This window comes from Nocardioides ultimimeridianus, assembly GCF_054777895.1.
On sequence record NZ_BAAHAB010000006.1, the window covers coordinates 21,444 to 42,823 of the forward strand.

19 protein-coding genes are annotated in these 21,380 nt (G+C 67.2%); 16 read left to right on the forward strand and 3 right to left on the reverse strand.

The window, feature by feature from the left end; all coding sequences use genetic code 11:
• Positions 1–83: 83 nt before the first annotated feature.
• Genes ACYU8V_RS06455 through ACYU8V_RS06470 form a run of 4 tightly spaced genes read left to right on the forward strand, consistent with a single transcriptional unit; the run spans position 84 to position 5,193 of the window.
• A complete protein-coding gene (locus ACYU8V_RS06455; RefSeq protein ID WP_460846030.1) occupies positions 84–1,544 on the forward strand; it encodes a ParB N-terminal domain-containing protein in 1,461 nt (486 codons plus the stop codon).
• Between the two features lie 13 nt (positions 1,545–1,557).
• Positions 1,558–3,357: a DEAD/DEAH box helicase gene (locus ACYU8V_RS06460; RefSeq protein WP_460846031.1), complete on the forward strand. Its 1,800-nt coding sequence runs from the start codon at positions 1,558–1,560 to the stop codon at positions 3,355–3,357.
• Positions 3,341–4,186, forward strand: a complete 846-nt coding sequence (locus tag ACYU8V_RS06465) for a protein NO VEIN domain-containing protein (RefSeq protein WP_460846032.1) — start codon at positions 3,341–3,343, stop codon at positions 4,184–4,186. The genes ACYU8V_RS06460 and ACYU8V_RS06465 overlap by 17 nt, the downstream gene beginning before the upstream one ends.
• A 44-nt stretch (positions 4,187–4,230) precedes the next feature.
• Entirely contained in the window at positions 4,231–5,193 is a 963-nt protein-coding gene (locus tag ACYU8V_RS06470; RefSeq protein ID WP_460846033.1) for a NaeI family type II restriction endonuclease, read from the forward strand.
• An 8-nt stretch (positions 5,194–5,201) separates the two neighbouring features.
• Here ACYU8V_RS06470 and ACYU8V_RS06475 read toward each other — a convergent pair whose 3' ends face one another.
• From ACYU8V_RS06475 to mobF, 3 genes are all read right to left on the reverse strand, one after another.
• Positions 5,202–6,179, reverse strand: a complete 978-nt coding sequence (locus tag ACYU8V_RS06475; RefSeq protein WP_460846034.1) for a DNA cytosine methyltransferase — start codon at positions 6,177–6,179, stop codon at positions 5,202–5,204.
• A 60-nt stretch (positions 6,180–6,239) separates the two neighbouring features.
• A complete protein-coding gene (locus ACYU8V_RS06480) occupies positions 6,240–6,608 on the reverse strand; it encodes a hypothetical protein (RefSeq protein WP_460846036.1) in 369 nt (122 codons plus the stop codon).
• Positions 6,609–6,708: 100 nt separating this feature from the next.
• A complete protein-coding gene (gene mobF / locus ACYU8V_RS06485; protein ID WP_460846038.1) occupies positions 6,709–10,248 on the reverse strand; it encodes a MobF family relaxase in 3,540 nt (1,179 codons plus the stop codon).
• Between the two features lie 361 nt (positions 10,249–10,609).
• Between mobF and ACYU8V_RS06490 the strand changes: the two genes are divergently transcribed.
• The 12 genes from ACYU8V_RS06490 (at position 10,610) to ACYU8V_RS06545 (ending at position 21,355) form a co-directional block, all read left to right on the forward strand.
• A complete protein-coding gene (locus ACYU8V_RS06490; RefSeq protein WP_460846040.1) occupies positions 10,610–11,221 on the forward strand; it encodes a hypothetical protein in 612 nt (203 codons plus the stop codon).
• Complete coding sequence (locus ACYU8V_RS06495; RefSeq protein ID WP_460846041.1) at positions 11,206–12,156, forward strand: hypothetical protein; 951 nt, start codon at positions 11,206–11,208, stop codon at positions 12,154–12,156. The genes ACYU8V_RS06490 and ACYU8V_RS06495 overlap by 16 nt, the downstream gene beginning before the upstream one ends.
• Positions 12,157–12,297: 141 nt before the next feature.
• On the forward strand, positions 12,298–12,855 hold the full coding sequence (locus tag ACYU8V_RS06500; protein WP_460846043.1) for an SAF domain-containing protein: 558 nt from the start codon (positions 12,298–12,300) through the stop codon (positions 12,853–12,855).
• Entirely contained in the window at positions 12,855–13,619 is a 765-nt protein-coding gene (locus ACYU8V_RS06505) for a MinD/ParA family ATP-binding protein (protein ID WP_460846046.1), read from the forward strand. The genes ACYU8V_RS06500 and ACYU8V_RS06505 overlap by 1 nt, the downstream gene beginning before the upstream one ends.
• On the forward strand, positions 13,616–15,088 hold the full coding sequence (locus tag ACYU8V_RS06510; RefSeq protein WP_460846047.1) for a CpaF family protein: 1,473 nt from the start codon (positions 13,616–13,618) through the stop codon (positions 15,086–15,088). The genes ACYU8V_RS06505 and ACYU8V_RS06510 overlap by 4 nt, the downstream gene beginning before the upstream one ends.
• Before the next feature lie 5 nt (positions 15,089–15,093).
• A complete protein-coding gene (locus ACYU8V_RS06515) occupies positions 15,094–15,948 on the forward strand; it encodes a type II secretion system F family protein (RefSeq protein WP_460846146.1) in 855 nt (284 codons plus the stop codon).
• Positions 15,945–16,844, forward strand: coding sequence for a type II secretion system F family protein (locus ACYU8V_RS06520; RefSeq protein WP_460846048.1), 900 nt, complete (start codon positions 15,945–15,947; stop codon positions 16,842–16,844). Before ACYU8V_RS06515 ends, ACYU8V_RS06520 begins: the two co-directional genes overlap by 4 nt.
• A gap of 31 nt (positions 16,845–16,875) precedes the next feature.
• Complete coding sequence (locus ACYU8V_RS06525; RefSeq protein WP_460846049.1) at positions 16,876–17,070, forward strand: hypothetical protein; 195 nt, start codon at positions 16,876–16,878, stop codon at positions 17,068–17,070.
• Positions 17,039–17,473 carry a TadE family protein gene (locus tag ACYU8V_RS06530; RefSeq protein WP_460846051.1) on the forward strand — a complete coding sequence of 145 codons (435 nt, stop codon included), beginning with the start codon at positions 17,039–17,041 and terminating at the stop codon, positions 17,471–17,473. The genes ACYU8V_RS06525 and ACYU8V_RS06530 overlap by 32 nt, the downstream gene beginning before the upstream one ends.
• Positions 17,470–17,892, forward strand: a complete 423-nt coding sequence (locus tag ACYU8V_RS06535) for a TadE/TadG family type IV pilus assembly protein (protein ID WP_460846052.1) — start codon at positions 17,470–17,472, stop codon at positions 17,890–17,892. The genes ACYU8V_RS06530 and ACYU8V_RS06535 overlap by 4 nt, the downstream gene beginning before the upstream one ends.
• Positions 17,889–18,323, forward strand: a complete 435-nt coding sequence (locus ACYU8V_RS06540; RefSeq protein ID WP_460846053.1) for a TadE/TadG family type IV pilus assembly protein — start codon at positions 17,889–17,891, stop codon at positions 18,321–18,323. The genes ACYU8V_RS06535 and ACYU8V_RS06540 overlap by 4 nt, the downstream gene beginning before the upstream one ends.
• Positions 18,320–21,355, forward strand: coding sequence for a LysM peptidoglycan-binding domain-containing protein (locus tag ACYU8V_RS06545; protein ID WP_460846055.1), 3,036 nt, complete (start codon positions 18,320–18,322; stop codon positions 21,353–21,355). The genes ACYU8V_RS06540 and ACYU8V_RS06545 overlap by 4 nt, the downstream gene beginning before the upstream one ends.
• Positions 21,356–21,380: the final 25 nt, after the last annotated feature.

Consider the following 21,380-nt stretch of genomic DNA (forward strand, 5'->3'; position numbering starts at 1 on the left):
TCTGGCCACCGACGTCTCTCCCCGTGCCGTTCGTTTCGACCCATTCTGTCGGGCCCGGATGTCATGATGCGTGACGGGCGAGCGTGGCGCTCGCCAATCGGAAAAATGCGCTATCCGGGAGGGAAAGCACTGTGAGTTCGGGCTACGGCTGGCCGCCAGCGAGCGACGAGATCGCGGAGACCATTCAGCGACGTCTTGACGACGTCAGGGACCACGACAATCCGGAGACGATCCGGGTGCAGTTCCGTGGCTCTGCCCTGGATCTCCATGTGATCGCGATGCCGATCGCGCAGCTGTACCTCAACCCGAACACCCACCGGATCCGCGCCCAGCGTGGGATCGACCCCTCCCGGAACGCGCGTCTCGACGAGGCTCCTTGGGCCGATGATTCGCAGGCCTACCTCGAAGAACTGTTGAAGGCTAGGCCGTCCGATCCCACCCAGCCTGACCCGGAGTACGCCGAACTCCTTGAGGAGCTCCGTCGCGATGGCCAGATCTCGCCGGGCGTCGTGACGCAGACCGGCGTCCTCGTTGACGCGAACACACGGTGCGTCGCGCTGAAGGAACTTGGCACCGCGGACATCCGAGTCGGGATTTTGCCGCCTTCGGCTGACTGGAACGACATCAACCAGATGGAACTACGGATCCAGCTGCGCCGGGACAAGCGTCGCGACTACCCGTACATCAATCGTCTGATCTCCGTTGAGGAGCAGATCGCATCGGGCAGCCGCGAGGAGGATGTCGCGCACGAGTGGAACATCCGGCCGGCATCCTTGAAGGCTGATCGCTGGGCATTCCAGTTGATCAAGGACGCAGTCGCTCGCAGCGAGTCAGCCGGCGGCGCACGCCTCACGGAACTCCACTTCAACGACCAGCAGGAGAGTTTCCGTGAGCTTCACCGGCACTACACCACGGCCGCAGCAGTCAACCCTGATGCCGCGGAGCAGCTCAAGGAGTCACGGCTAGCAGCTTTGATGCTCGGGCTGCCCAAGACGTCCCTGCGCCACGTGGAAGAGGACTTCCACAAGGAGTACCTCGTGCGGCACCTTCCTGCGGAGCTCCTGCCCACCACGCCGCCCGCCGCGAAGATCTCGATCCCTGGTCTGCCGGCCGACCTTCCCGTCGGCCAGGAGAGCGACCACGTTCGCACCGCACGCGCCCTTACGGATTCACTGCTTAAGGCCCGCGCTGACCAGAATTCTCACGACCCAAAGACAGCGGCTGCGGGGTCAGCCGTCGTCACCGCAGCGAACGAGGCGTTCCGCGACGCAGCGAAGGCTGCGGAACGCGTGAAAGAACTTCAGAAGAAGCGTTCTGCCGTTGCGGACCACATCGCAGTAGCTGCCGACTGCGTGGTTCAGAGTTCACGAGAGTTCGCGCGATCACGTGCCGATCGCACGCTCGACCTCGAAGCGTTCGATGAAGCGCTTCTCGTCCTGCGGGAATCCCTGGAGCAGTTGGCGAAGCAAGCGGCGCGTGCCGCAGACGACGACGCCCGTGAGGGCATCAACTGGTTGCTTGCCGCGACCCGCCAGGAGGACTGAGGTACGAATGGGCATGCCCAGCCTGTTCATCGGCTTTGGGAGCGGACCGACGACCGTTCGACTTCAGGGACGGGCGGGCCTTGAGACGGAACTCAGAGAACTCGCCTTGCGGTTCCCTAATGTGCGCCACATTGCGCCGAGTCTGGCCGAGGTCCCCCTCGATGACCTCTTGGTCAACCTCCGGCAGGTCGCGAACTGGCAGCATGAAGACGTCGAGTGGGAAGACCGCTTGCTTACCATTGTCTCCGACTCGCTCCGTGACGCCGAGGTTGTGGCCAACGTCATCGCCAACAACGCGGCGCTCCCTCTGGCGATCGACCTCGATGCCAGTCTTGGGACCAGATGGACCGGTGACCTCACCTCGTTCCAGAGACGGGATATTGAGAAACTACTGTCGCTACGCCACGGAGCGAACTTCTCGGTACCAGGCGCCGGCAAGACGCGAGTAGGCCTCGCTGTCTTCCAAGCACTACGAGAGATCCACGGCATCGAGCGGGTGCTGATCGTGGGACCGAAGTCGTGCTACGAGTCCTGGCTCCAAGAGAATGCGGCATGCTTGGCTCCGCCTCTGCGAATGGAGATCTTCGATTCTCGGCCGAACCCAGGTGCCGAGGCGTTGATCATCAACTACGAGCGGCTCGCACCATCCGTAGCCGCACTCGGCCAGTGGTTGAGCGCCCGCCCCTCGCTGCTTCTCCTCGATGAGGCTCACCGCATGAAGCTCGGGCCGGACGGCACTTACGGCGCTGCCTGCCTCGCGCTCGGTCCACACGCGCGACATCGACTGATTCTCACGGGCACGCCCGCGCCCAACGGTGTCCGGGACTTGGAGAATCTCTTCGGCTTCGTCTGGCCCGGCACCGGCCGGCAGCGCGTCGTACAAGCCGTGGCTAGCGGCGACCTCGCCGCAGCAAGCCGAGCGCTGCGACCATTGTTCACGCGAACAACCAAGACCGAGCTCGGTCTGCCGAAGGTGACGCCGGTGGTGCGCAGGGTCGACCTGCCTCCGATTCACCAGGAGATCTACGACGCCCTGATCGGCCAGATGTCAGCACGAGCATCTGGCACCGAGGACTTGGAGGATCTTGGGCGGATCATTGTCTATCTCCTGATGGCTGCGACTAGCCCAGCGCTGTTGTCAGTTGGCACGACACGCTATGAACCGCTCGCGTACCGGGTCCCGCCACTCGACGCCCCACCGGGCTCATCACTGGCGCAATTAATGACCGACCTCCCCAACTACGAGCTGTCACCCAAGTACCGCGAGGTCCTTCAGATCGTTCGGGACAACGCCGCGAACGGCAGGAAGACGTTAGTCTGGTCGACCTTCATCAGGAGCCTCAACACGCTCCGCGAGCTACTGTCGGCCTTCTCCCCCGCGCTGGTCCACGGCGGGACTGAGGACCGCGACGCCGAAATTCAGCGCTTCCGAACCGATCCTTCGTGCATGGTCCTGCTGTCGAACCCAGCAACTTTGGGAGAAGGCATCAGCCTGCACCACGAATGCAACGACGCTGTGTACGTTGATCGCGACTTCGCGGCCGGCAGATATCTGCAGAGCCTCGATCGCATTCACCGGCTCGGGCTTCGACCCGACGCCAAGGTGCGCGTAACGGTGCTCGTATCAAGCGGCACCATCGATGAAGTGGTCGAGCAGCGGCTCGGGATGAAGCTCGACTTTATGGGTCGGGTCCTGGACGACCCAGCAGTACGAGAACTAGCCGACCTCGATGAAGAGCCAGCATTCGGCGGCGGACTTGACCGGGGCGATCTCCAGGCCCTGATCGGCTATCTCCGTGCCGATCCAACCTGAGCCCATCCTCCGGGCCGCAGCTCGGTGGCTCGAGCGCATTCCATCTTCGGGGGTAGCCCGCGCACGGTCCATCCTCGTCACCAACCGCCGCTTCGCGGATCTCACGCCCACCCAGTACGAGACTGCACTCGACTGGCTCCAACGTGTCGATCTACTCGGGTCGGCCACTGAGACCTGGCGGACGCCAGCCGAAGCGGTATTCGAAGCCGCTGTGACCGAGGCCGTGTGGTTCCGTGATCTCGACCTTCTCGTCACCTCGCCAGAAGAATTGCCCGCCGATGCCGTGACCGCGGCTGGCGCGCTAGGGCTCTCGGAGCAGGAGGGCTACAGGCTCGCAGGGCGTCGCTGGGGCAAGGTCGAAACGGCAGAACGGGAGCGTATCGGGGCCATTGGCGAGGAGCTTCTGGTTGAGCTTCTACGCCGATCCATCGCAGGAAGCGTCGAGCACATATCACTCGTCACGGACAGTGCCGGTTACGACCTGCTCATTCGGACCGCGCGGGGCGAAGTGCACCTTGAGGTGAAGACGTCCAAGCGACGTAACCGAACGACGTTCCACGTCAGCCGAAACGAGTACGAGGTGATGAGGTCTGATCCGTGCTGGCGACTCGCTCACCTCGCGCTCGATGAGTACGAGGAGATTGAGGACATCCGTTCGATCGACCGAGCGTTCATCGCGGGTTCAGCACCATTGGATGCCGGGATCCACGCGCGGTGGCAGTCCTGCTCGATGGACGCCCCTCCGGAGCGTTCAGCGAAGGGAGTCCCGGAGCTCGAACATGCCCTGCTGCCGTCCGCTCCTACGGTGCTGAGGCCGTCGATCACGTAGCCCGACGACTCACGCCATTCCTAGGCCCGCGATATGTTCATGCCGTGGCCGACGATTCCTTCCCCGATCTCGCTGGCCAAGGCCTAGACGACGATGACCCGCGCGATGCGATCGCTGCTAGCTGGCTCGCAGCCGATCCGGATGGCGATCGAACCGCTGCCGTATTCCGCGCGACTTACGACCAGCTCTACGACGGACAGCACACGGGACGCTTTCGCTGGGAGCAGCTGTACAAGACCGAGAAGACCCACTTCGGAACTCTCCTGGAGATCAACCTCCGGCGCGAATTCACGGACGTGATCACTGACGGCGTACTGCTCGACTACCGGATACTCGACGAGGACATAGACTGCAAGTACTCGCAGTCTATGGGCGGCTGGATGCTGCCGCCCGAATGCTTCGAGCACCTCTTGCTCGTTGCGACGTCGAGCGACGCCACCGGCACCTGGAGCCTCGGGATCGTCCGGGCAACAGAGGCCAACCGTCGCACCAGCGCGAACAGAGACGGAAAGACCGGCCTCAACGCGCGCGGTCGCGCACAGATCCGGTGGATCGCGTTCGATGCCGCGCTCCCGCCAAACGTCCTACTAAGCCTTGACGATGCCACCCTCGCCGCCATCCTTGCGCCCGCGAAAGGACAAGCGAGAGTCATCGAGCTGTTCCGTCGTGTCACTGGCCGACGCATCGGCCGCAACACCATCGCCACGCTGGCGCAGCAGTCCGACTACATGGCTCGAGTGCGCGATAACGGCAGCGGTGCGCGAACGGTCCTGCGGGCGGAGGGCTATCTCATTCCAGGCGGCGACTACGAGAGCCACCGGAACGTGGCCGTCCGTCTCGGCGTCGAGCCGCCAAACCCAGGTGAGATGGTGAGCATCCGTGTGGTGCCCGCGGAATCCGAGGAGCCATGGAGTGTCGAGCTCGACGGACGACGCTGGCGGGCGGCCCGACCCGATGAGCCGATCACGTCACCCGCGCCGAAACTGCCGACGACGAAACGGAACTGACCAGCCCGTCAGCCAATAGCCTGGATCTGATCCCGCCGAGAGGCCTGGTAAGCCTCGATGGCCCGCCGGATTTGGCGCCCGATCGCCTCAGCGACCGGGGGCGGGAAGGCGTTGCCGATCTGCCGATAGGCAGCGGTCTTGCGCCCGGAGAACTTCCAGTCGGCGGGGAAACCCTGGATTCGAGCAACCATCTCTAGCGTGAGCTTCGGAACGTGTCCGACTCCGTCGTCGGCCGTCGGTGCAGCGCCCGCGATAGAGCGACCGTCAACACCCAACTGAAGCCATGCCTGACGAGCGCGAGTCGGCCCGAGATCCGGACCACCATGCTTCCGCGAACCCCCGACCAGAGTCGGCGCGATTGCATCAGCCTTTTCAGTCCATTCGTCGATGCCGGGCCAGCCATTCGCCCCCATCAAGTCACGCAGAGTCTGACCGACGGTGGGAGGCGTCTTCTGAGCGTTCGGCCATTCGAAGAATGGATAGATCTCCTTGCGGAGCGCCACGAGAATGAACCGCGGGCGGAGCTGTGGCACACCCATCTCGCTGGAGTTCAGCACCTGCCAGTCCCACAGGTAGCCCAGGTCCTCAAGTTGATCTGTGATCTGCTTGCGGTAGTCCTTGAACTTTGCCGTGGCCAAGCCCTTCACGTTCTCGAGCATCACCGCCTGCGGTTGGATCTCGTCAACGAGGCGAAGCGCCTGAGGGAACAGATCGCGCTCATCGTCAGCGCCGAGCTGCTTGCCCGCAATTGAGAACGGTGGGCATGGAACGCCGCCAGCCAGCAGGTCGGCGCCTTTGAACTCGGTCCCATCGAAGTCGTGGACATCGAGTTCGCGAACATCCCAGCCAGGCCGGTTGAGCCGCAGGGTCTCGCAAGCATCAACGTCGTACTCAACTGCGACACTGTGCCCAAACCCCGCCTGCTCCAAGCCGTACGACTGGCCGCCGGCACCCGCACAAATCTCGACGCAGGTCAGGGGTTCCATCCAAAGCTCCTTTGTTCGAACACGTGTTCGATGGATCGATCTTGCCATCAGCGCGTGCACTCAAGCAACTCGGCACGCCGAGGCTACCTTCGCCCGGGCCCTGGTTCGCGATGCCACGCGCCGTGCGGAACACCACGCGTAACGGAATGTCGTGCGCCCCGCGGCGAGACCGACCTTGATCGCGTCCCACGCCAGGACGAGGACGAGGAGGTTCAACCAGCCGGGCGCTCCAGCCACGACTGCGTCCGAGAGCGCCTTCACCGCGATAATCAGGACGGTTGCCACGGCCAGCATCGCGGTGACCCTGCTCAACGTGGGTCGCGATGCCCGAACTCGGCGAATCAGGACGTTCGACGGGGCGTAGAGCAGCAGGTAGCGGTGCGTGAGGGTCACCATCGCGATGACAGGTAGTGCGAGCAGCAAGATCATGCGAGCGCCTTTCTCGAAGGGACAGTTCCCGTCCTACGCCGCACTGTCGCCCGACGCTCCGGAGAAGCACTTCCTGTGGATGACGGCTGCACGCTCGTGGCTATGGACCCGAGACGGCCTGGAATTCGGCTCCGAAAGCGCGGGGCTCACTGCGACTGGCGGTTGACCGCACGACCGCCTCCCGCAGCGCGATCTGCGCCCGCTGGCGGTCAGCGCGCTGGGCGTCGCTGGTCACACTCCCAGCCAGCGGGAGGTCGCTGTCGAGCTTGTAACGATCGCGATAGGCGGCGACCGGGGCGGCGGCCCGGACCCAGCGGTCGCGCTGAGTCGGCTCCTGCGGCGGCTCCCCAAGCCGCCGAGCCCAGACAGCCCCTTCGGCGATGGCGATCTCCACGAGCGCCCGAGCCCGCGTCTCGAGGACGACCTTGCGCTCCTCGATCGCCCGGCGGTCCTCACTGGCCATCTCCCCCAACGGCTCCGGAATGAGGCCGGCGATCAGTTGTGGCCGGAGTCGGCAGCCGCGTGGCGGCCCAGCCGCCGCCTTCTCGACGCGGTACCGCAGGACGGCGGCGATGTCGTCGGCGTCGCCGAGTCCGTGCTGGCTCACCACTCGAGAGACGAGCTTCTCCAAGTCGTGGCGGTAAGCCTCAGCCCGCCGGAGAGCCGCGGTCAACGGCCCGAAGGCAGGCGAGGCGACGACCGCGACCTGCTGCTCGGCGGAGAGCCCCGACCGGCTCAACAGCTCAACGAAGCGGTCGTGTTGGGCGTCGGCCGCGATCGTCTCCAGCTCGGCGGCGAGGCGGTCGATTCCGCCGTACAACGCGTATTCGGCTTCCATCGTCTGGAGCGCCCCGAGACTCGCGCCGCTGTGCTGGAGGACGCCGAACAGAACCGTCCGAGCGGTGGCGTCGTCGGGCTCGGGTGTGGTGTGGCTGTCGTCGGGTTGGTCGAGCGCGACGTACGCAATGTTGGACTCACGGCCGCGGCTCATCGAGACGTACAGGTTCTCCCGCGTCGTCGTCGGGGTCACGACGACGTGCGAGGTGTCGACAGTGACGCCCTGAGCTCGGTGGGCCGTGACGGCGTAGCCCAGGTCGAGGTGCTCCCCCACGTACTCGCGTGGCAGCACCGCGCTCCCGCGCCGGCGCCGGCGCCGGCGCGGGTCTACCCGGTTGACGACGGCTGAGCCGTCGTGCCGGATGTCAGTGATCCGCCACCGGTCGCCGTTCTTCACCCATCCACCAGCCGACGTGCGCAACGTCCTGTCGTTCCGCCGGGTGATCACCACGTCGCCGATGGACGCGCGGCTGCCGCCACCGAGTTCGACCTCACGTCCGTCTACGGCGCCTTCGAGGAGCAGTCGTTCGGCGCGGGCGCGCTCATTGAGTGCGCGTACGGCGCGGGCCGACTCGGTCACGAGGATGCTCGCCTTACCGTCCAGCGCGTCGACTCGCCATGCCTCGTACGCCTGGTCGAGCATCTCGTCGGTCAGCCCTTCACGGATGCGCTTCTGGCGGGCGTAGGTGGAGATGATCTCGACCTCGCCGCGGCGCAGAGCCAGCGACGCGTGCTTCTCCCACGCATTGACGAACCGGTGGATCTCTGTGAGCTCGGGAGCATCGGTACGCCGGTCCACGAGAAGCGAGAAGGCGCCACCTGCCTCGACAGACTGGAGTTGATACGGGTCACCGACGAGCAGCACCTTGGCGTCGGCCACTTCGGCGATGCCCGTGATCCGGTCGAGCGTCGCTGTGCTGGCCAGCGTCGCCTCGTCGACGATCACGAGCTGATCAGCACTGAGGGATGTCCGGCCCAGGTCGAACTCGGTCAGCCACTTCGCGGTGTTGTCGCATGCAACACCCAGGTCGTCCGCCAGCGCCTGGGCGGCAGCGGCCGAAGGGGCAAGACCGATCACACTCCCTCGGCCATGCTCGGCAATCCAGGCCGAACGAAGCGCACGCATGGCGGTCGTCTTGCCGGCGCCGGCCGGACCGACAAGGAGATCGAGCCTCAGGCCGGAGGTCGTGATGCTCTCAAGCGCCATCCGCTGTTGCGAGCTCAGGTGCCCCTTCGAGTGGGCAAGAGCGCGGCTGGTGACGGTCGAGCGCACATCCGGCGCGCCCCGGGTCTCGGAGCGGCCCAAGAGCCGCTCCTCGGCCTCGATGATCTCCGTCGACGAGTACTTCACCGAGTGCTTCGGCCGGAACACACTGGTCCCGTCCTCGCGCTGGAATCGAGCCGGGCTGATCGTGATCTCCGGCGGCGTCAGCGACACCGACTGCCCCTGCGCCTCGTCAACGATCATGGCGACGACCGCCTCGCGGTCAGCGGTCGTCGCGAAGCGCAGGTCCATCGTCTGCCTCGCCGCCTCGGCCATCAGGTTCCAGTGGTTCCACACGGACTTCTTCAAGCTGACGGCGGCGACAACATCGGCAGCGAGAGCGTGGAGCGCCTGGAGCGGGACGTCGTCGACGCTCAACGGGAGTCCACTCGCGCCCAGCAAGGTCGAAGCCCACGTAGTGGCGTCAGTGCCCACCTTCTCCGACGTACGCCGGCGCCATTCCGCTGTCAGATCGGCGAGCGAGCGGACCTGCTTCGGCGGACGCGTCGCGAGGGTCGCCTGGGCGCGCAGTTCGACGACGGCCTTGTCCGAGGGTCGACGGCCGTGTCGTGCGACGTGCTCGGCGATCAGCTCGTCGGTCCTCAAGTCGATCTGTCGGGCACGGCTCGAGAACTCGGTGATCAGATCGTCGCCTACTCCGACGATCTCCCACCGCGGATTCTTCTCAGCTCCACGCTGCCGCATCTCCCACTCGACGCCGATGTCCCGAGACAGCCGGTCCGCGAGTAGCGCGTTGTAGTGCTCGGACAGCCCGGTCCTGGACGAAAAGACGGGTCGTCCGTCGAGGCTGCGCCAGCGTCCATCCATCTGGGTGAGGACCTTGTTGGAGACAACGACGTGGGTGTGGAGCTGCGGATCACCAGCCCGGGAGTCGAAGTGGTCGTACGCCACCGCCGCGACACCGACGACGCTGACCTGCGCGACCCCACCGTCGCTGTCCGAAAGGCCCGTGCGGGTGGCAGCGACCTCGCGCTCGAAGAACGCGAGCACGCCCGCGACCGCAGCATGATGAGCCGCGACGACCCGCTCCTGAGTGGCGGCATCAGCGACACCCCAGAGGACCGACACGGACTTGGGAACGCTGAAGGTGAGGTCGAATCCCGCGACGGCATGGCGCATGCCGAGAGCCGTCTCCTCTGCTTCGATCCGTGATCTCTCGGCGGCACAGTCGTCCTGGGTCATCTCGGGGTCGAGCGCGGCGAGGCGCTCGCCGATCCGGTCGGCCAGGCGCTTGTAGGTCGGGAACGCTCGCCCGAGCTGCTCGCCTGTGATCGGGTCGCGCCCCATGCCGATGAGGAGGGCGACCTGGTCCTCGGTCACCGTCAGCCCGGCCAACAGTTGTCCTCCGCCAAAGGCGTTGAGGCCCGACCCCATCCACCGACCTGCGGGCGTGCCGACCTCGGAGTAGTAGCGCGTGAGCGGCGTCGACAGCGGGCGATTGCCGTCCCCCGCGGCGACGCTGCGCAGCAGGTACTGATAGCCACGGCCCGCGGACATCCTGCGTATCGAGACCGTCACGGCTGCTTCCGTTCCACGGACCTCAGGTGCGCGCTTCTCTCCACAGACCCCTCGATCTGCACACGTGTGAGCTCAAGGAGGGGTGAGGTGGGCGAGGAAGGAAGAAGGCGATGGGAGTGGTGAGAAAAGGCATGGGGTGGTGGAGAGAAGGACCTGGGGAAGCAGAGGGGAAGGTGGAAGAGGGCGAAGGGGCAGGGAGGCGATCGGAGGCGCCCGAGCACCTGTCTTGTGGAGCGCCGGCGAATCGGTTGGCGCTCCGAACTGAAAACAGGCTTAGGCTGAGGCCAGACGATGTCGCGCACCGCCGCGGGGGGCGACTCGTCCGCCTCGAGCCACAGGGCAAGGGGAGCAGGAACCTCACGTGACGAAACGACTCGGGTTGATCTCGTCGGCGACTGGCATTCTTTTGTTGGCCGCGGTGTCGGGCTGCGGCGGCAACGACACCGTTCGGTCGGCATCGACCACAACTGCGCCGACGACCCTGATGGCGACGTCGTCCCCGACCTCTCCTTCAACTGCGGCGGCTGCGAATGCCGAGGCGGTTGTGCGCAAGTACTACGCAACCCTCGACAAGGTCCGTCAGGACCTCACCGTTCCGATCGCTCTGCTGCGGCAGACCGAAGACGGCATTGAGCTCAACGCCGACCGACGACTCGTCTCGAGTGAGCGGAAGCAACACCTGAAGCAGATCGGAAGCGTTCGCCTCGTGTCGGTCGTCGTCCAATCAGTCAACCTGGACACCACCAACGCCAAGGGCGGCAAAACCCCGACCGCACAGGTCGACGTCTGCTGGGACGTCAACAAGGTCGACCTCGTGGACAGGAACGGCAAGTCGGTCGTGCCGAGCACGCGCCCCGACCAGGGCAGTACGCGCTACTTCGTGACGAACCCGAAGTGGAGCACGCATCCATCAGACGGCTGGCGCGTCTCGAACGGTCAAGACCTGAAGTTGGCGTCATGCTCAGGCTCATAGCTCGTCTGCTGGCAGTCGGCATCGTTGCAACCTGCTTCGTGGCCTCGACGGCCCGCGTCGCTAGCGCCGACACGAAGTGTCAAAAGACCGACGCCACCACGGGGACATGTCTGATCACCGTCGAGGTTCCTGGGCATCCGGGGGCCCCGAGCGATAGCGGACCACAGGACACGGGTTCGGGCGCGGCCTGCTACTGGGACGGAACGGCTCAGGGGATCTCGAACCCGCCGCCCGGACCGGTGCCCTGCCACTCGGCCGGCGGCTACTGGTCGAACAGCTATCACTGCTACATCAGTGCGGTCACTCCCCCACCACTCGCTGGCGATCCCGCCTGGCAGGGGCACCAGCCGGGCGACGGCGCGATCTACAACTGCAACCAGCCGCAGACCGGGATGCTCATCATGATCTGGGCGCCGAACCCGCCGCCGAATTCAGGCGCCGGACCGACGCCACGCGAGGTCGCGCAGATCGCCATCAAGCAGATGGGGCTGACCGCGATCGAGATCGGCATCGCGCCCAAGCCAGGTCCCGACAGCATCGGCCTGGTGGGAATGCCTGTGTGGATGTGGGCCGCGAAGCCCAATGACCACAGCGTCGGACCGATCACCTCGAGCGCCAGCGCCGGCGGGATGACAGTCACGGCCACGGCGAAGCTGCTGCACGTCACCTGGGACATGGGCGACGGCAGTCAGATCGTATGCAAGACGGCGGGCACGCCGTACAAGCCGCAGTTCGGGCGGAAGGACTCCCCGGACTGCGGCTACAGCTACAAGTTGTCGAGCGCGCGTGAGCCGGGTCAGGCCTTCAAGGTCACCGCCAGCTCGAGTTGGGTCATCACGTGGGCGGGTGCCGGTCAGACCGGCACGATCCGTCTCGACGGCCTGACCCGCTCGACCCAGATCCGGATCGGCGAGGCGCAGGTGCTCGTGGACTGACGAGTGCTGCGGGGAGGTAAGACGATGACAACGACTGCCCGAGAGGACCGGAAGCCCGGCCCCCGCATCGCGACGCCCGAATCATCCACCGTCGCTCCCCCGGTCAAGCTCCAACGGCGACCAGCCCTGGTCGCTATGGCCGTGGCCATCACCGCGCTGGGTTGCCTGCTCGGTGCGGGGGCGTGGAGTGCGACGACCAGCACCGAGGAGGTCCTTGCGGCAACGCACACGATCCATCGTGGCGAGGTGATTCAGGCCGGTGACGTCCAGCGGATCCGGATCAGCGGGGATCCGGTTCTCACTCCGCTCCCTGCGTCTGCGTACGACGGCGTGGTCGGCCATCGTGCGGCGCTCGACATCTCCGCCGGTGGGCTCCTCACGCCGGACTCGACGAGCAGCGCGCCGGTTCCGCCGAAAGGCCAGTCGGTGGTCGGGATCTCGCTGACTCCGGCACAGGTGCCGGCACTACCGCTGCACGGCGGCGACAAGGTCCGGATCATCGTCACGCCCGGCGACAACAGCGACGCCGGCTCGGCCACCCCGCCGTTCACGCCGGCCGTCGTCGTCGACACGGCGTTGGACGAGACCACCGGCAACACCGTCGTCAACGTCCTGGTTCCGTACACCGACGCAACCGTCCTCGCGGCCCGCGCAGCGACTGGGCACGTCGCCCTCGTCCTCGACGCGCAGGATCAGTGATGGCCGTCATCTGCTTGACCTCGGCCTCGGGATCGCCGGGTGTCACCACCACCTCAGTCGGGTTGGCGTTCTGCTGGCCGCGTCCGGTGCTTCTCGTCGAGGCCGACCCGACAGGCGGATCAGGGATCCTCGCGGGGTTCTTGAAAGGCACGGAGCCGTACGACGTCGGCCTGCTCGAGCTCGCGCTGTCACCGCTGGGCGTGTCCGATGCCCTCCGCGACGTCGTACGACGATTCAGTCCTACCGTCTCCCTCGTCGCTGGGACGAGGACGCACGCGCAGGCACCCGCGCTTCGCGACATCTGGGAGCCGCTGGCCACCGCGCTCGCCGATCTCGAGGGCAATGGGCAGGACGTGATCGTCGACGCGGGCCGGCTAGGCCTGACTGGGTCACCGCAGCCGCTCCTGGAGTCCGCGGACCTGACCTTGCTGATGACCCGCGCGACATTGCCGTCGATCTCGGCCGCCCGGTCGTGGGCCGACGCCGTTCGACAGCCCGCCAAGGGGTGGCGGCACCCCGGCCTGCTGCTGGTCGCCGAAGGCCGGCCGTACCGGGACTCCGAAGTGTCCAAGGTCCTCGGCATGCCGGTGGTGGCTGATCTCCCGGACGATCCCGAGGCCGCGGCGGTCTACTACCGGGGCGCGGCTCCGCCGCGACACTTCGAGTCCGGGCCCTACGTGCGCGCCCTTCAGGCTGCGGTCCAGTCGATCCAGGCACAGGTCGCCCGCGGCCGGTTCGCCCTGGTCGAGGAGGCGACACGATGACCGAGGCGTGGCGCTACATGAACGAGTACGGCGAGCTCTCGAACCTGCCGCTCTTCACCCAACCACCCGGTACAGCGGCGCCGACGACCCGGCCGCTCGGCGCGACGGTCACTGCACCGCCGACAGCAAGCAACGAGGTCGACTGGTCACTCGTCGCCGCGCTGCGTGCCCAGGCTTCCGAGCAGTTGAGCCAGACGCTCGTCGCGGACCGTGCCCGGATCGACCGGGACGCCCAGCAGGAGCTCGGCCGCTCGATCGTCCTGGACCTGATCGAGTCGGCGATGGCCGATGCCGCCAACGCCGGCGAGGGCACGTGGAGCACCGCTCGACAACAGGCGACCGCTCAGGCGGTCTTCGACTCGTTGTTTCGGCTCGGCCGTCTTCAACCGTTGGTCGATGACGACCGGATCGAGAACATCATCATCGTCGGCTATGACCGGGTCCGGCTCGAGCTGATCGACGGCACCGTGGTCGAGGGGCCGCCGGTGGCGGACTCCGATCAGGAACTGATCGACTTCCTAGTCTTCCTCGCGTCCCGCAGCGAGGTCAACGCCCGCTCGTTCTCCGAGGCCCAGCCGCGCCTGCACCTGCGACTCGACGGCGGCGCCCGCCTCGCGGCTGCGGCATGGGTGACGCCGAGGCCGTCGGTCGTGATTCGACGACATCGGCTGATGCACGTCACGCTCGATGACCTGGTGGCGCGGGAGATGATGACGCCGGTCGTAGCGTCCTTCCTGCGGGCCGCGGTTCGCGCGCGGAAGTCGATCGTCGTCGCCGGCGCCCAGGGTGCTGGGAAGACGACTCTGGTCCGTGCCCTGTGTGCCGAGATCGACCAGATGGATGCGATCGGCACCTTCGAGACCGAGTACGAGCTCCACCTGCACGAGGTCAGACCCGACCAGATCGTCCATGCCTGGGAGGCGCGTCCCGGATCTGGTGAGCGCGGCCCGGATGGGCGTCAAGCGGGCGAGTTCACCCTCGATGAAGCGCTGGTGGACTCGTTCCGTTTCAACCTGTCGCGCCAGATCGTCGGCGAGGTCCGTGGCAAGGAGATCTGGGCGATGATCAAGGCGATGGAGTCCGGCACCGGGTCCATCTCGACCACTCACGCATCGGATGCCGTCGCGGCGGTCCGGAAGCTGGTGACCTGCGCGATGGAGGCCGGCCCGCACATCACCCAAGGACTCGCCACGAGCAAGCTCGCCGCGACCGTCGATCTAATCGTCCAGCTCAGCATGGAGACCACACCCGTTCCCGGAGGTGCGCATCGGAGTCGCCGGGTCGCGGAGATCATCGCACTGGCGCCCGGGGAGAAGGATCCCGGCTACGCAACGACGCACGTGTTCAGCGCCGACAGCTCAGGGGTGGCCGTACCCGATGTCCTGCCCGACGAGTACCGCGCGCTCGCGCATCACGGGTTCGACCTGTCCGGCTACCTCCAGACCCGCCGGATGGGAGGTACGTCGTGACGCCCATGCTTCCCGGCCTTGCGGGCGGACTGATCGCTGTCGGAATCCTCGGCATCGTCGTCGGGCTCCGGCCGGCTCCCGTCAGCCCGAAGAAGCCGAGCCGTCCCCGGCTCGTCGTCGACTCCCGGACGCGCCTGCTTCTCGTGATCGGCCTCGGCCTCGGCATCCTCGGCTGGATCCTCACGAGCTGGATCCTGGCGCTCGTGATCGCCCCGGTCGCCGTGATCGGCCTCCCGGTACTGCTGTCGGCTCCCCCGGCCGCGACCCAGATCAACCGGCTCGAGGCGATGGAGGAATGGACCCGGTCCCTCGCCGGGGTGTTGACCGTCGGGATCGGGCTGGAGCAAGCGCTCGTCACCACGCTGCGCTCAACCCCTGGGCCGATCAATCCCGAGGTGACCCGGCTCGTGAGCAGGCTCCGCGCCCGCTGGAACACCGAGACCGCGCTGCGGGCGTTCGCCGACGAGCTCGACGACGCGACCGGCGACCTGATCGCCGCCAACCTCATCCTCGCCGCACGCCGCCGGGGCGCCGGGCTGACCAGCGTCCTCGAAGGGCTGGCCGAGTCGGTCGCCGCCGACGTGCGCGCTCGACGTCAGGTCGAGGCCGACCGCGCCAAGCCGCGCGCCACCGCTCGCTGGGTGACGGTCATCAGCGCCAGCGTCCTCGTCGTACTGGCCCTCTCCGGCAGCTACGTGAAGCCGTACGGGAGCCCGATCGGGCAGGTCATCCTCATCGTGCTGCTCTCGGCGTACGTCGCAACGCTCGTCTGGATGCGGCGGATGGCGACCGGCAAGCCGCTCCCCCGGTTCCTCGACCGGCGAACCGACCTCCGCCTCGGATCAGGGGTCGCGCCATGATCTCCGGACTCCAGATGGCGATCGTGGCCGGTGGGCTCGTCGGACTCGGACTCACTCTGCTGCTCGTCCGCCTCCTACCCGCAGAGCCAGACCTGGCCGACGCACTGGACCGCATCAGCGTCACCCGCAGCCGCACCGCCGACGCCCAGACGGCACGCACGGGCAAGGAGTGCATCGGCCTGTGGGGTCTGCGCGTCCTTCCACCGGGCATCTGGGTCCGTACGCCGGCCCGCGAGCTCGCGCTGCTGCGCATCTCGACAGCACAGTTCTACGGCGAGAAGCTGACCTTCGCCTGCCTCGGCCTCGTGATCCCGCCCGGCCTCATCACGCTGTTCAACGCCCTGGGCCTGAGCGTTCCGCTGCAGATCCCGGCTCTCGCCTCGCTCGTCCTCGCGGCGGTCATGTTCTTCATCCCGAACTACAACGCCCACGACGACGCCCGGAAGGCGCGGCTGGAGTTCGCCCGCGCCCTCGGTGCCTACATCGATCTGGTCGCACTCGAGCGCAACAACGGCATCGGCGTCCGACAGGCCATGGAAGCCGCTGCCGAGGTCGGCGACTCCTGGGTCTTCACCCGACTGTCCGAGGAACTGACCCGATCCCGCTGGTCCGGCCTCCCGCCCTGGGACGCCCTGCACACCTTGGCGACAGAGCTCGGACTGCCCGACCTCGACGACTTCGCCGACATCATGCGACTGGGCGGCGAGGAAGGAGCCGGCGTGTACGCGAGCCTTCGCGCCCGATCTGCCTCGATGCGCACCGCGATGCTCAATGACGAGATCGCCCAGGCCAACGCGGTCGGCGAGCGCATGACCATCCCCGGCTCGCTGCTCGGCGTCATCTTCATGGCCCTGCTCGTCGCCCCATCCCTGCTTCGCATGTTCACGGCCTCGTGACACGGAAGGACAACCCACCGGGAGGAACTCGATGTTGAAAGCCCTCGTCATGCTGCAGATCGCAGCACTCCACCTCTCTGACCGCATCCGCCAGGCGTCGCGAAGCGAACGCGGCTCGGTCACCACCGAGCACGTGCTCTGGGCCGTGGCCGTCATCGCGATCGTCGGCATCGTCGTCGCAGCCATCACTAGCTATGTCACGAAGCAGTCCAGCAACATCAAGTAGCTGCGGGCCGCAGCCGAGGGAGCGGGGCTCGGTCTCGGTCGAGCTCGTGATCCTGCTGCCCGCGCTCTTCGCTCTCATGTTCCTGGGGATGCAGGCCGCGCTCTTCTACCACGCCCGCACGACCGCGATCGCGGCCGCGGAGGAAGGCGCCCGCGCCGCTGGAGCCGAGCACGGACACACCTTCGACGGCACCGCAGCAGCCAACGCCTTCATCAACGAGGCCGGCGGGAACGGGGTCCTCGAGAACACCATGACCACCGCCTCGCGCACCGCCACGACCGCGACCGTCACAGTCACCGGTTTCAGCCTCAGCGTCGTCCCCGGATGGCACGTCCGCATCACCCAATCCGCCACGGTGACGGTCGAGCGCCTCTCAGATCCCATAGCGACCGGTGCTCCATGATCCGCCAGGACGAGACAGGCTCGGCAGCGATCGAGGCGGCGATCGGCGTACCGGCCTTCGCCCTCCTCGTCGGCCTGATCATCTTCGGCGGGCGGACCGCCAACGCCCACGAAGCACTCCAGTCCGCAGCCGCCGACGCTGCCCGCGCAGCCTCGATCGCGCGCGACGCCCGGACCGCCACGACTGATGCCCGCACCACAGCCACCGCCAGCGTGACCAACCAACACATCCGCTGCACGCGGGTCGACGTCACAGTCGACACCTCCGACTTCAACAAGGCAGCCGGCGTGCCTGGATCCGTCGCGGTCACCGTTTCCTGCCGCCTCAACCTCTCCGACCTCGCCGTACCCGGCCTGCCCGGCTCCAAGACGTTCAGCAGCACGATGTCCAGCCCTATCGACACCTGGCGCGAACGATGAACCCGGCTGCACCCCACACCCGTGACGAGCGGGGATCCATTACCGTCTGGCTGGCACTGGCCAGCTTCGCGATGATCTTCCTCGTCGGCCTAGCCGTCGACCTCGGCGGGCAGGTGCACGCCCACGAACGCGCCCACGACCTCGCCGCACAAGCCGCCCGCGCCGGCGGCGAAGAGGTGAACGGCGGCCCCGCCATCCAAGGCACCGACCTCACGGTCAACCCCGCCGCAGCACAAGCGGCCGCTCAGCGCTACCTCGACCAAGCAGGAGTCCACGGCACCGTCACGGTCACCAGTAGCGACACCATCACGGTGACCGTCTACGACACCTACGACCCCCAGTTCCTCGGCCTGATCGGCATCCACCGCCTCGATGTCACCGGCACCGCCAGTGCACACCTCATCCGCACCCTCGGAGGTAGCCAGCAATGACCACACCCATCCGCGTCCGGACCCGGCTGCGCGGGCTGGCCGCGACTCTAGCCCTGGTCGCGTTCATGCTCGGCGTCCCTACCGTGCTACTCGCGATCGACGCGATCCCGGACCCCGGCGCGTTCTCGTGGTCGCGGCTGACCTCACCGGACGACGGGACACTGGTGCTGCAGGTGATCGCCGTCGTCTGCTGGGTCGCCTGGGCGATCTTCACCTGCCAGCTGATCGCCTCGATCGTCTCCCAGATCCGCGGTGTACGAGCCCCACGAGTGCCGGGGCTTGTCGTGCCCCAGTTCGCGGCCGACAGGCTCGTCGCGGCCGCCGCGCTGCTGTTCGTCGCCATCCCGACTGCGACGGCTGTCTTCCCTCAACCGAAAGCAGAAGCCGCGGCCGTCGCGACTCCCCTGCCCGCCGCCCCAGTCCCTGCCGCGCCGACCGGGGTAGACGTGGCCACGCACGCCACTGCGCCGACGAAGCACGAACCGGCCAACGAGCGCTACACCGTCAAGCGAGGCGACAGCCTGTGGAAGATCGCCGAGCAACGCCTCGGCGACGGCAGCCGGTACGTCGAGCTCGTCGACCTCAACGAACCTGTCCTCGGCGGACGCCCCGACTTCCTCGTGCCCGGCACCGTGCTCAAGGTTCCCGTCGCGGAGACTCCTCCCGAGGGCGAGTACGTCGTCCAGCCCGGCGACACACTCTCCGAGATCGCCGAGGACGAACTCGGCAACGCCGACGCCTACCCGGCGATCGTCGAAGCCTCCCGCGGCATCACTCAGGCCGACGGTGCCCACCTGTCCGACCCTGACCTGATCCTGCCGGGCTGGAGGCTCACCATCCCAGGACCGGCTCAACCCGTCGCGGCACTGCCGCCCAAGCACTCGGCGCAGCGGCACGATCCGCGTCCGGTGCTTCCCCCGGCCACCGATTCCTCAGCGCCGCCGACGGCCGACGCGACCGGCGTGCCCCAGACGCAAGCGGATGCCGACCGCTCGGGCCTGCCTGCCTGGCTACTCCCAGGGCTCGCCGGCACGGGCGCCGTCTTCGGGGCCGCGTTCTGGATCGTCCTGCACGCGCAGCGCCGCACCCAGCTGCGCTGGCGCCGGCCGGGCCGGATCATCGCACCGCCACCACCCGAACTGGTCCAGGCCGAGAAGACCGCACGGGTCACCGCCACCTCGCTGGCACCGCGCATCGAGGAGCTCGATGCCGCACTGCGGTCGCTCGAGCCGACGAAGGTCCGGATCCTCACCGTGACGCTCAGCGGCGAGGACGTCGGTATCGCCCTCGCAGAGCCCGCCAAGCTAGCGGCACCGTGGACTGGCGCAGGTGTCGCGTGGCGGATCACGCTGGCCGACGTACCCGAGGGACGAGAGGTGTTTCCTCCCTACCCGCTACTCGTGAGCGTCGGCCAGGACGTCGACGGGGCGTTCGTGTTTCTCAATCTCGAAGAGCTGCGTGTCGTCGGCGTCACCGGCGACGCCGAGCGGAAGGCCGCGTTCGCGCGCCATCTCGCCGCAGAGCTGGCGGTCAACCCGTGGTCGATCACCACTCACGTCGACCTCCTCGGGCTCGGGGCAGATCTCGCGTCGTTCCACCTCGGCCGTATCAGCACCCACCCGCCCGGCGACACCGCCTTCATCAACGCCCTCGCCCGACATGTCGGAGAGTCCGTCTCCGGCAGCGATCCGGACGACTTCTACGCCGCGATCATCGCTACCGCCGACAGACCTCACGAAGCTCTCGATGAGCTGGCCCGCGCGCTTGACGGCCTCACAAACCGTACGGCGGCTGCGCTCGTCGACCTCGCTGGCGAACCCCGCCCAATTGCCACCGACCTGCAGTTGACCGCCGACGGTCGGCTCACCTGCTCGAGTCTCGGCCTCGATGTCGCAGCCGCTGGACTCAGCGAGGAGGAGGCCAGGGCCTGTGCGCTGCTTCTCGACCTGACCCTGGACTCACACGACGTGCCCGTCCCCCGAGCGACCGATCCCACCACCACCACCGCAGACCTGGGCGGTGCGCTCATCGAAGAGCTGACCGAGCCACGAGCCGAGGAAGGCCCGGCCGGAGATGCCTCCCTCCTGCCACTCGACGCGCACGTGTACGCCGACGTCGCGGCTACCACCGTCGAGGACATCGAGACCCTCGCACCCATCGCCGTACCCGCAGCAGAAGCCACGATCGCGCGCGCCGATCCCACCCTCGATGAGGACCTCGCGCGCTGGGAGTCACCCACGCTGACCTCGACCAAGCTGACGCTGCTGGGTCCCGTGGGAGCTCGCACCACGGGCGACGCCAAGACCACCGCCGCACGGCGCCCGTACTACGTCGAGCTGCTCGCTTACCTCCTGCTCCACCCCGACGGCTCGACCGCCGACGACCTGGCCGATGCCTTCGGCATCACCCCTGAGCGCGCCCGGGTCTCAATGAGCAACCTCCGTCGCTGGCTCGGCAGAGACCCGGCCACCGAGTTGCCCTACCTCCCCGACGCCAAGCAGACCCACACCACCGGCACCCTCGCCGCCTACCGAGTCCACGGCGTGCTGTGCGACCTCGACCTCTTCCGCCGCCTACGCACCCGAGCACAGAGCAGAGGCGGCGCAGGCATGGACGACCTCATCAGCGCACTGCGTCTGGTCACCGGTGAGCCATTCAGCCGGCTCCAAGACCGCCACTGGTCCTGGCTCCTCGAAGGCGAACGCTGGGATCACATCATGACCAGCGCCATCGCCGACGTCGGCCACATCGTCTCCGCGCATGCGCTCGCCAACAACGACAGCGCACTGGCGCTCTGGGCAGCCAGAACCGCGTACACCGCAGCCCCCTACGACGAGGTGGCACAGCTCGATGTGATCCAGGCCGTCGCCGCCGGCGGGGACGACGAGCAGGCAAAGAAGGATCTCGCCAACAAGGTGTTCAACCGCCGCGACGACGACCTGCCGCCGATCGAACTCCCAGAACGCACCGCCAAGATCGTCGAGAACAAGAAGTGGATTCCACTGCGAGCCCGCCCTCACCGAGCCGGGTGACACTGACGGCCGTGCAGGCAGACCT

Excerpts from the sequence above, each read along its gene's own strand:
- ACYU8V_RS06520 (WP_460846048.1), top strand. The coding sequence starts at position 15,945 with ATGATCTCCGGACTCCAGATGGCGATCGTGGCCGGTGGGCTCGTCGGA.
- ACYU8V_RS06530 (WP_460846051.1), top strand. The coding sequence starts at position 17,039 with ATGTCACGAAGCAGTCCAGCAACATCAAGTAGCTGCGGGCCGCAGCCG.
- ACYU8V_RS06460 (WP_460846031.1), top strand. The coding sequence starts at position 1,558 with ATGCCCAGCCTGTTCATCGGCTTTGGGAGCGGACCGACGACCGTTCGA.
- ACYU8V_RS06540 (WP_460846053.1), top strand. The coding sequence starts at position 17,889 with ATGAACCCGGCTGCACCCCACACCCGTGACGAGCGGGGATCCATTACC.
- ACYU8V_RS06505 (WP_460846046.1), top strand. The coding sequence starts at position 12,855 with ATGGCCGTCATCTGCTTGACCTCGGCCTCGGGATCGCCGGGTGTCACC.
- ACYU8V_RS06545 (WP_460846055.1), top strand. The coding sequence starts at position 18,320 with ATGACCACACCCATCCGCGTCCGGACCCGGCTGCGCGGGCTGGCCGCG.
- ACYU8V_RS06475 (WP_460846034.1), bottom strand. The coding sequence starts at position 6,179 with ATGGAACCCCTGACCTGCGTCGAGATTTGTGCGGGTGCCGGCGGCCAG.
- ACYU8V_RS06495 (WP_460846041.1), top strand. The coding sequence starts at position 11,206 with ATGCTCAGGCTCATAGCTCGTCTGCTGGCAGTCGGCATCGTTGCAACC.
- ACYU8V_RS06480 (WP_460846036.1), bottom strand. The coding sequence starts at position 6,608 with ATGATCTTGCTGCTCGCACTACCTGTCATCGCGATGGTGACCCTCACG.
- ACYU8V_RS06515 (WP_460846146.1), top strand. The coding sequence starts at position 15,094 with ATGCTTCCCGGCCTTGCGGGCGGACTGATCGCTGTCGGAATCCTCGGC.
- ACYU8V_RS06510 (WP_460846047.1), top strand. The coding sequence starts at position 13,616 with ATGACCGAGGCGTGGCGCTACATGAACGAGTACGGCGAGCTCTCGAAC.
- ACYU8V_RS06525 (WP_460846049.1), top strand. The coding sequence starts at position 16,876 with ATGTTGAAAGCCCTCGTCATGCTGCAGATCGCAGCACTCCACCTCTCT.
- ACYU8V_RS06535 (WP_460846052.1), top strand. The coding sequence starts at position 17,470 with ATGATCCGCCAGGACGAGACAGGCTCGGCAGCGATCGAGGCGGCGATC.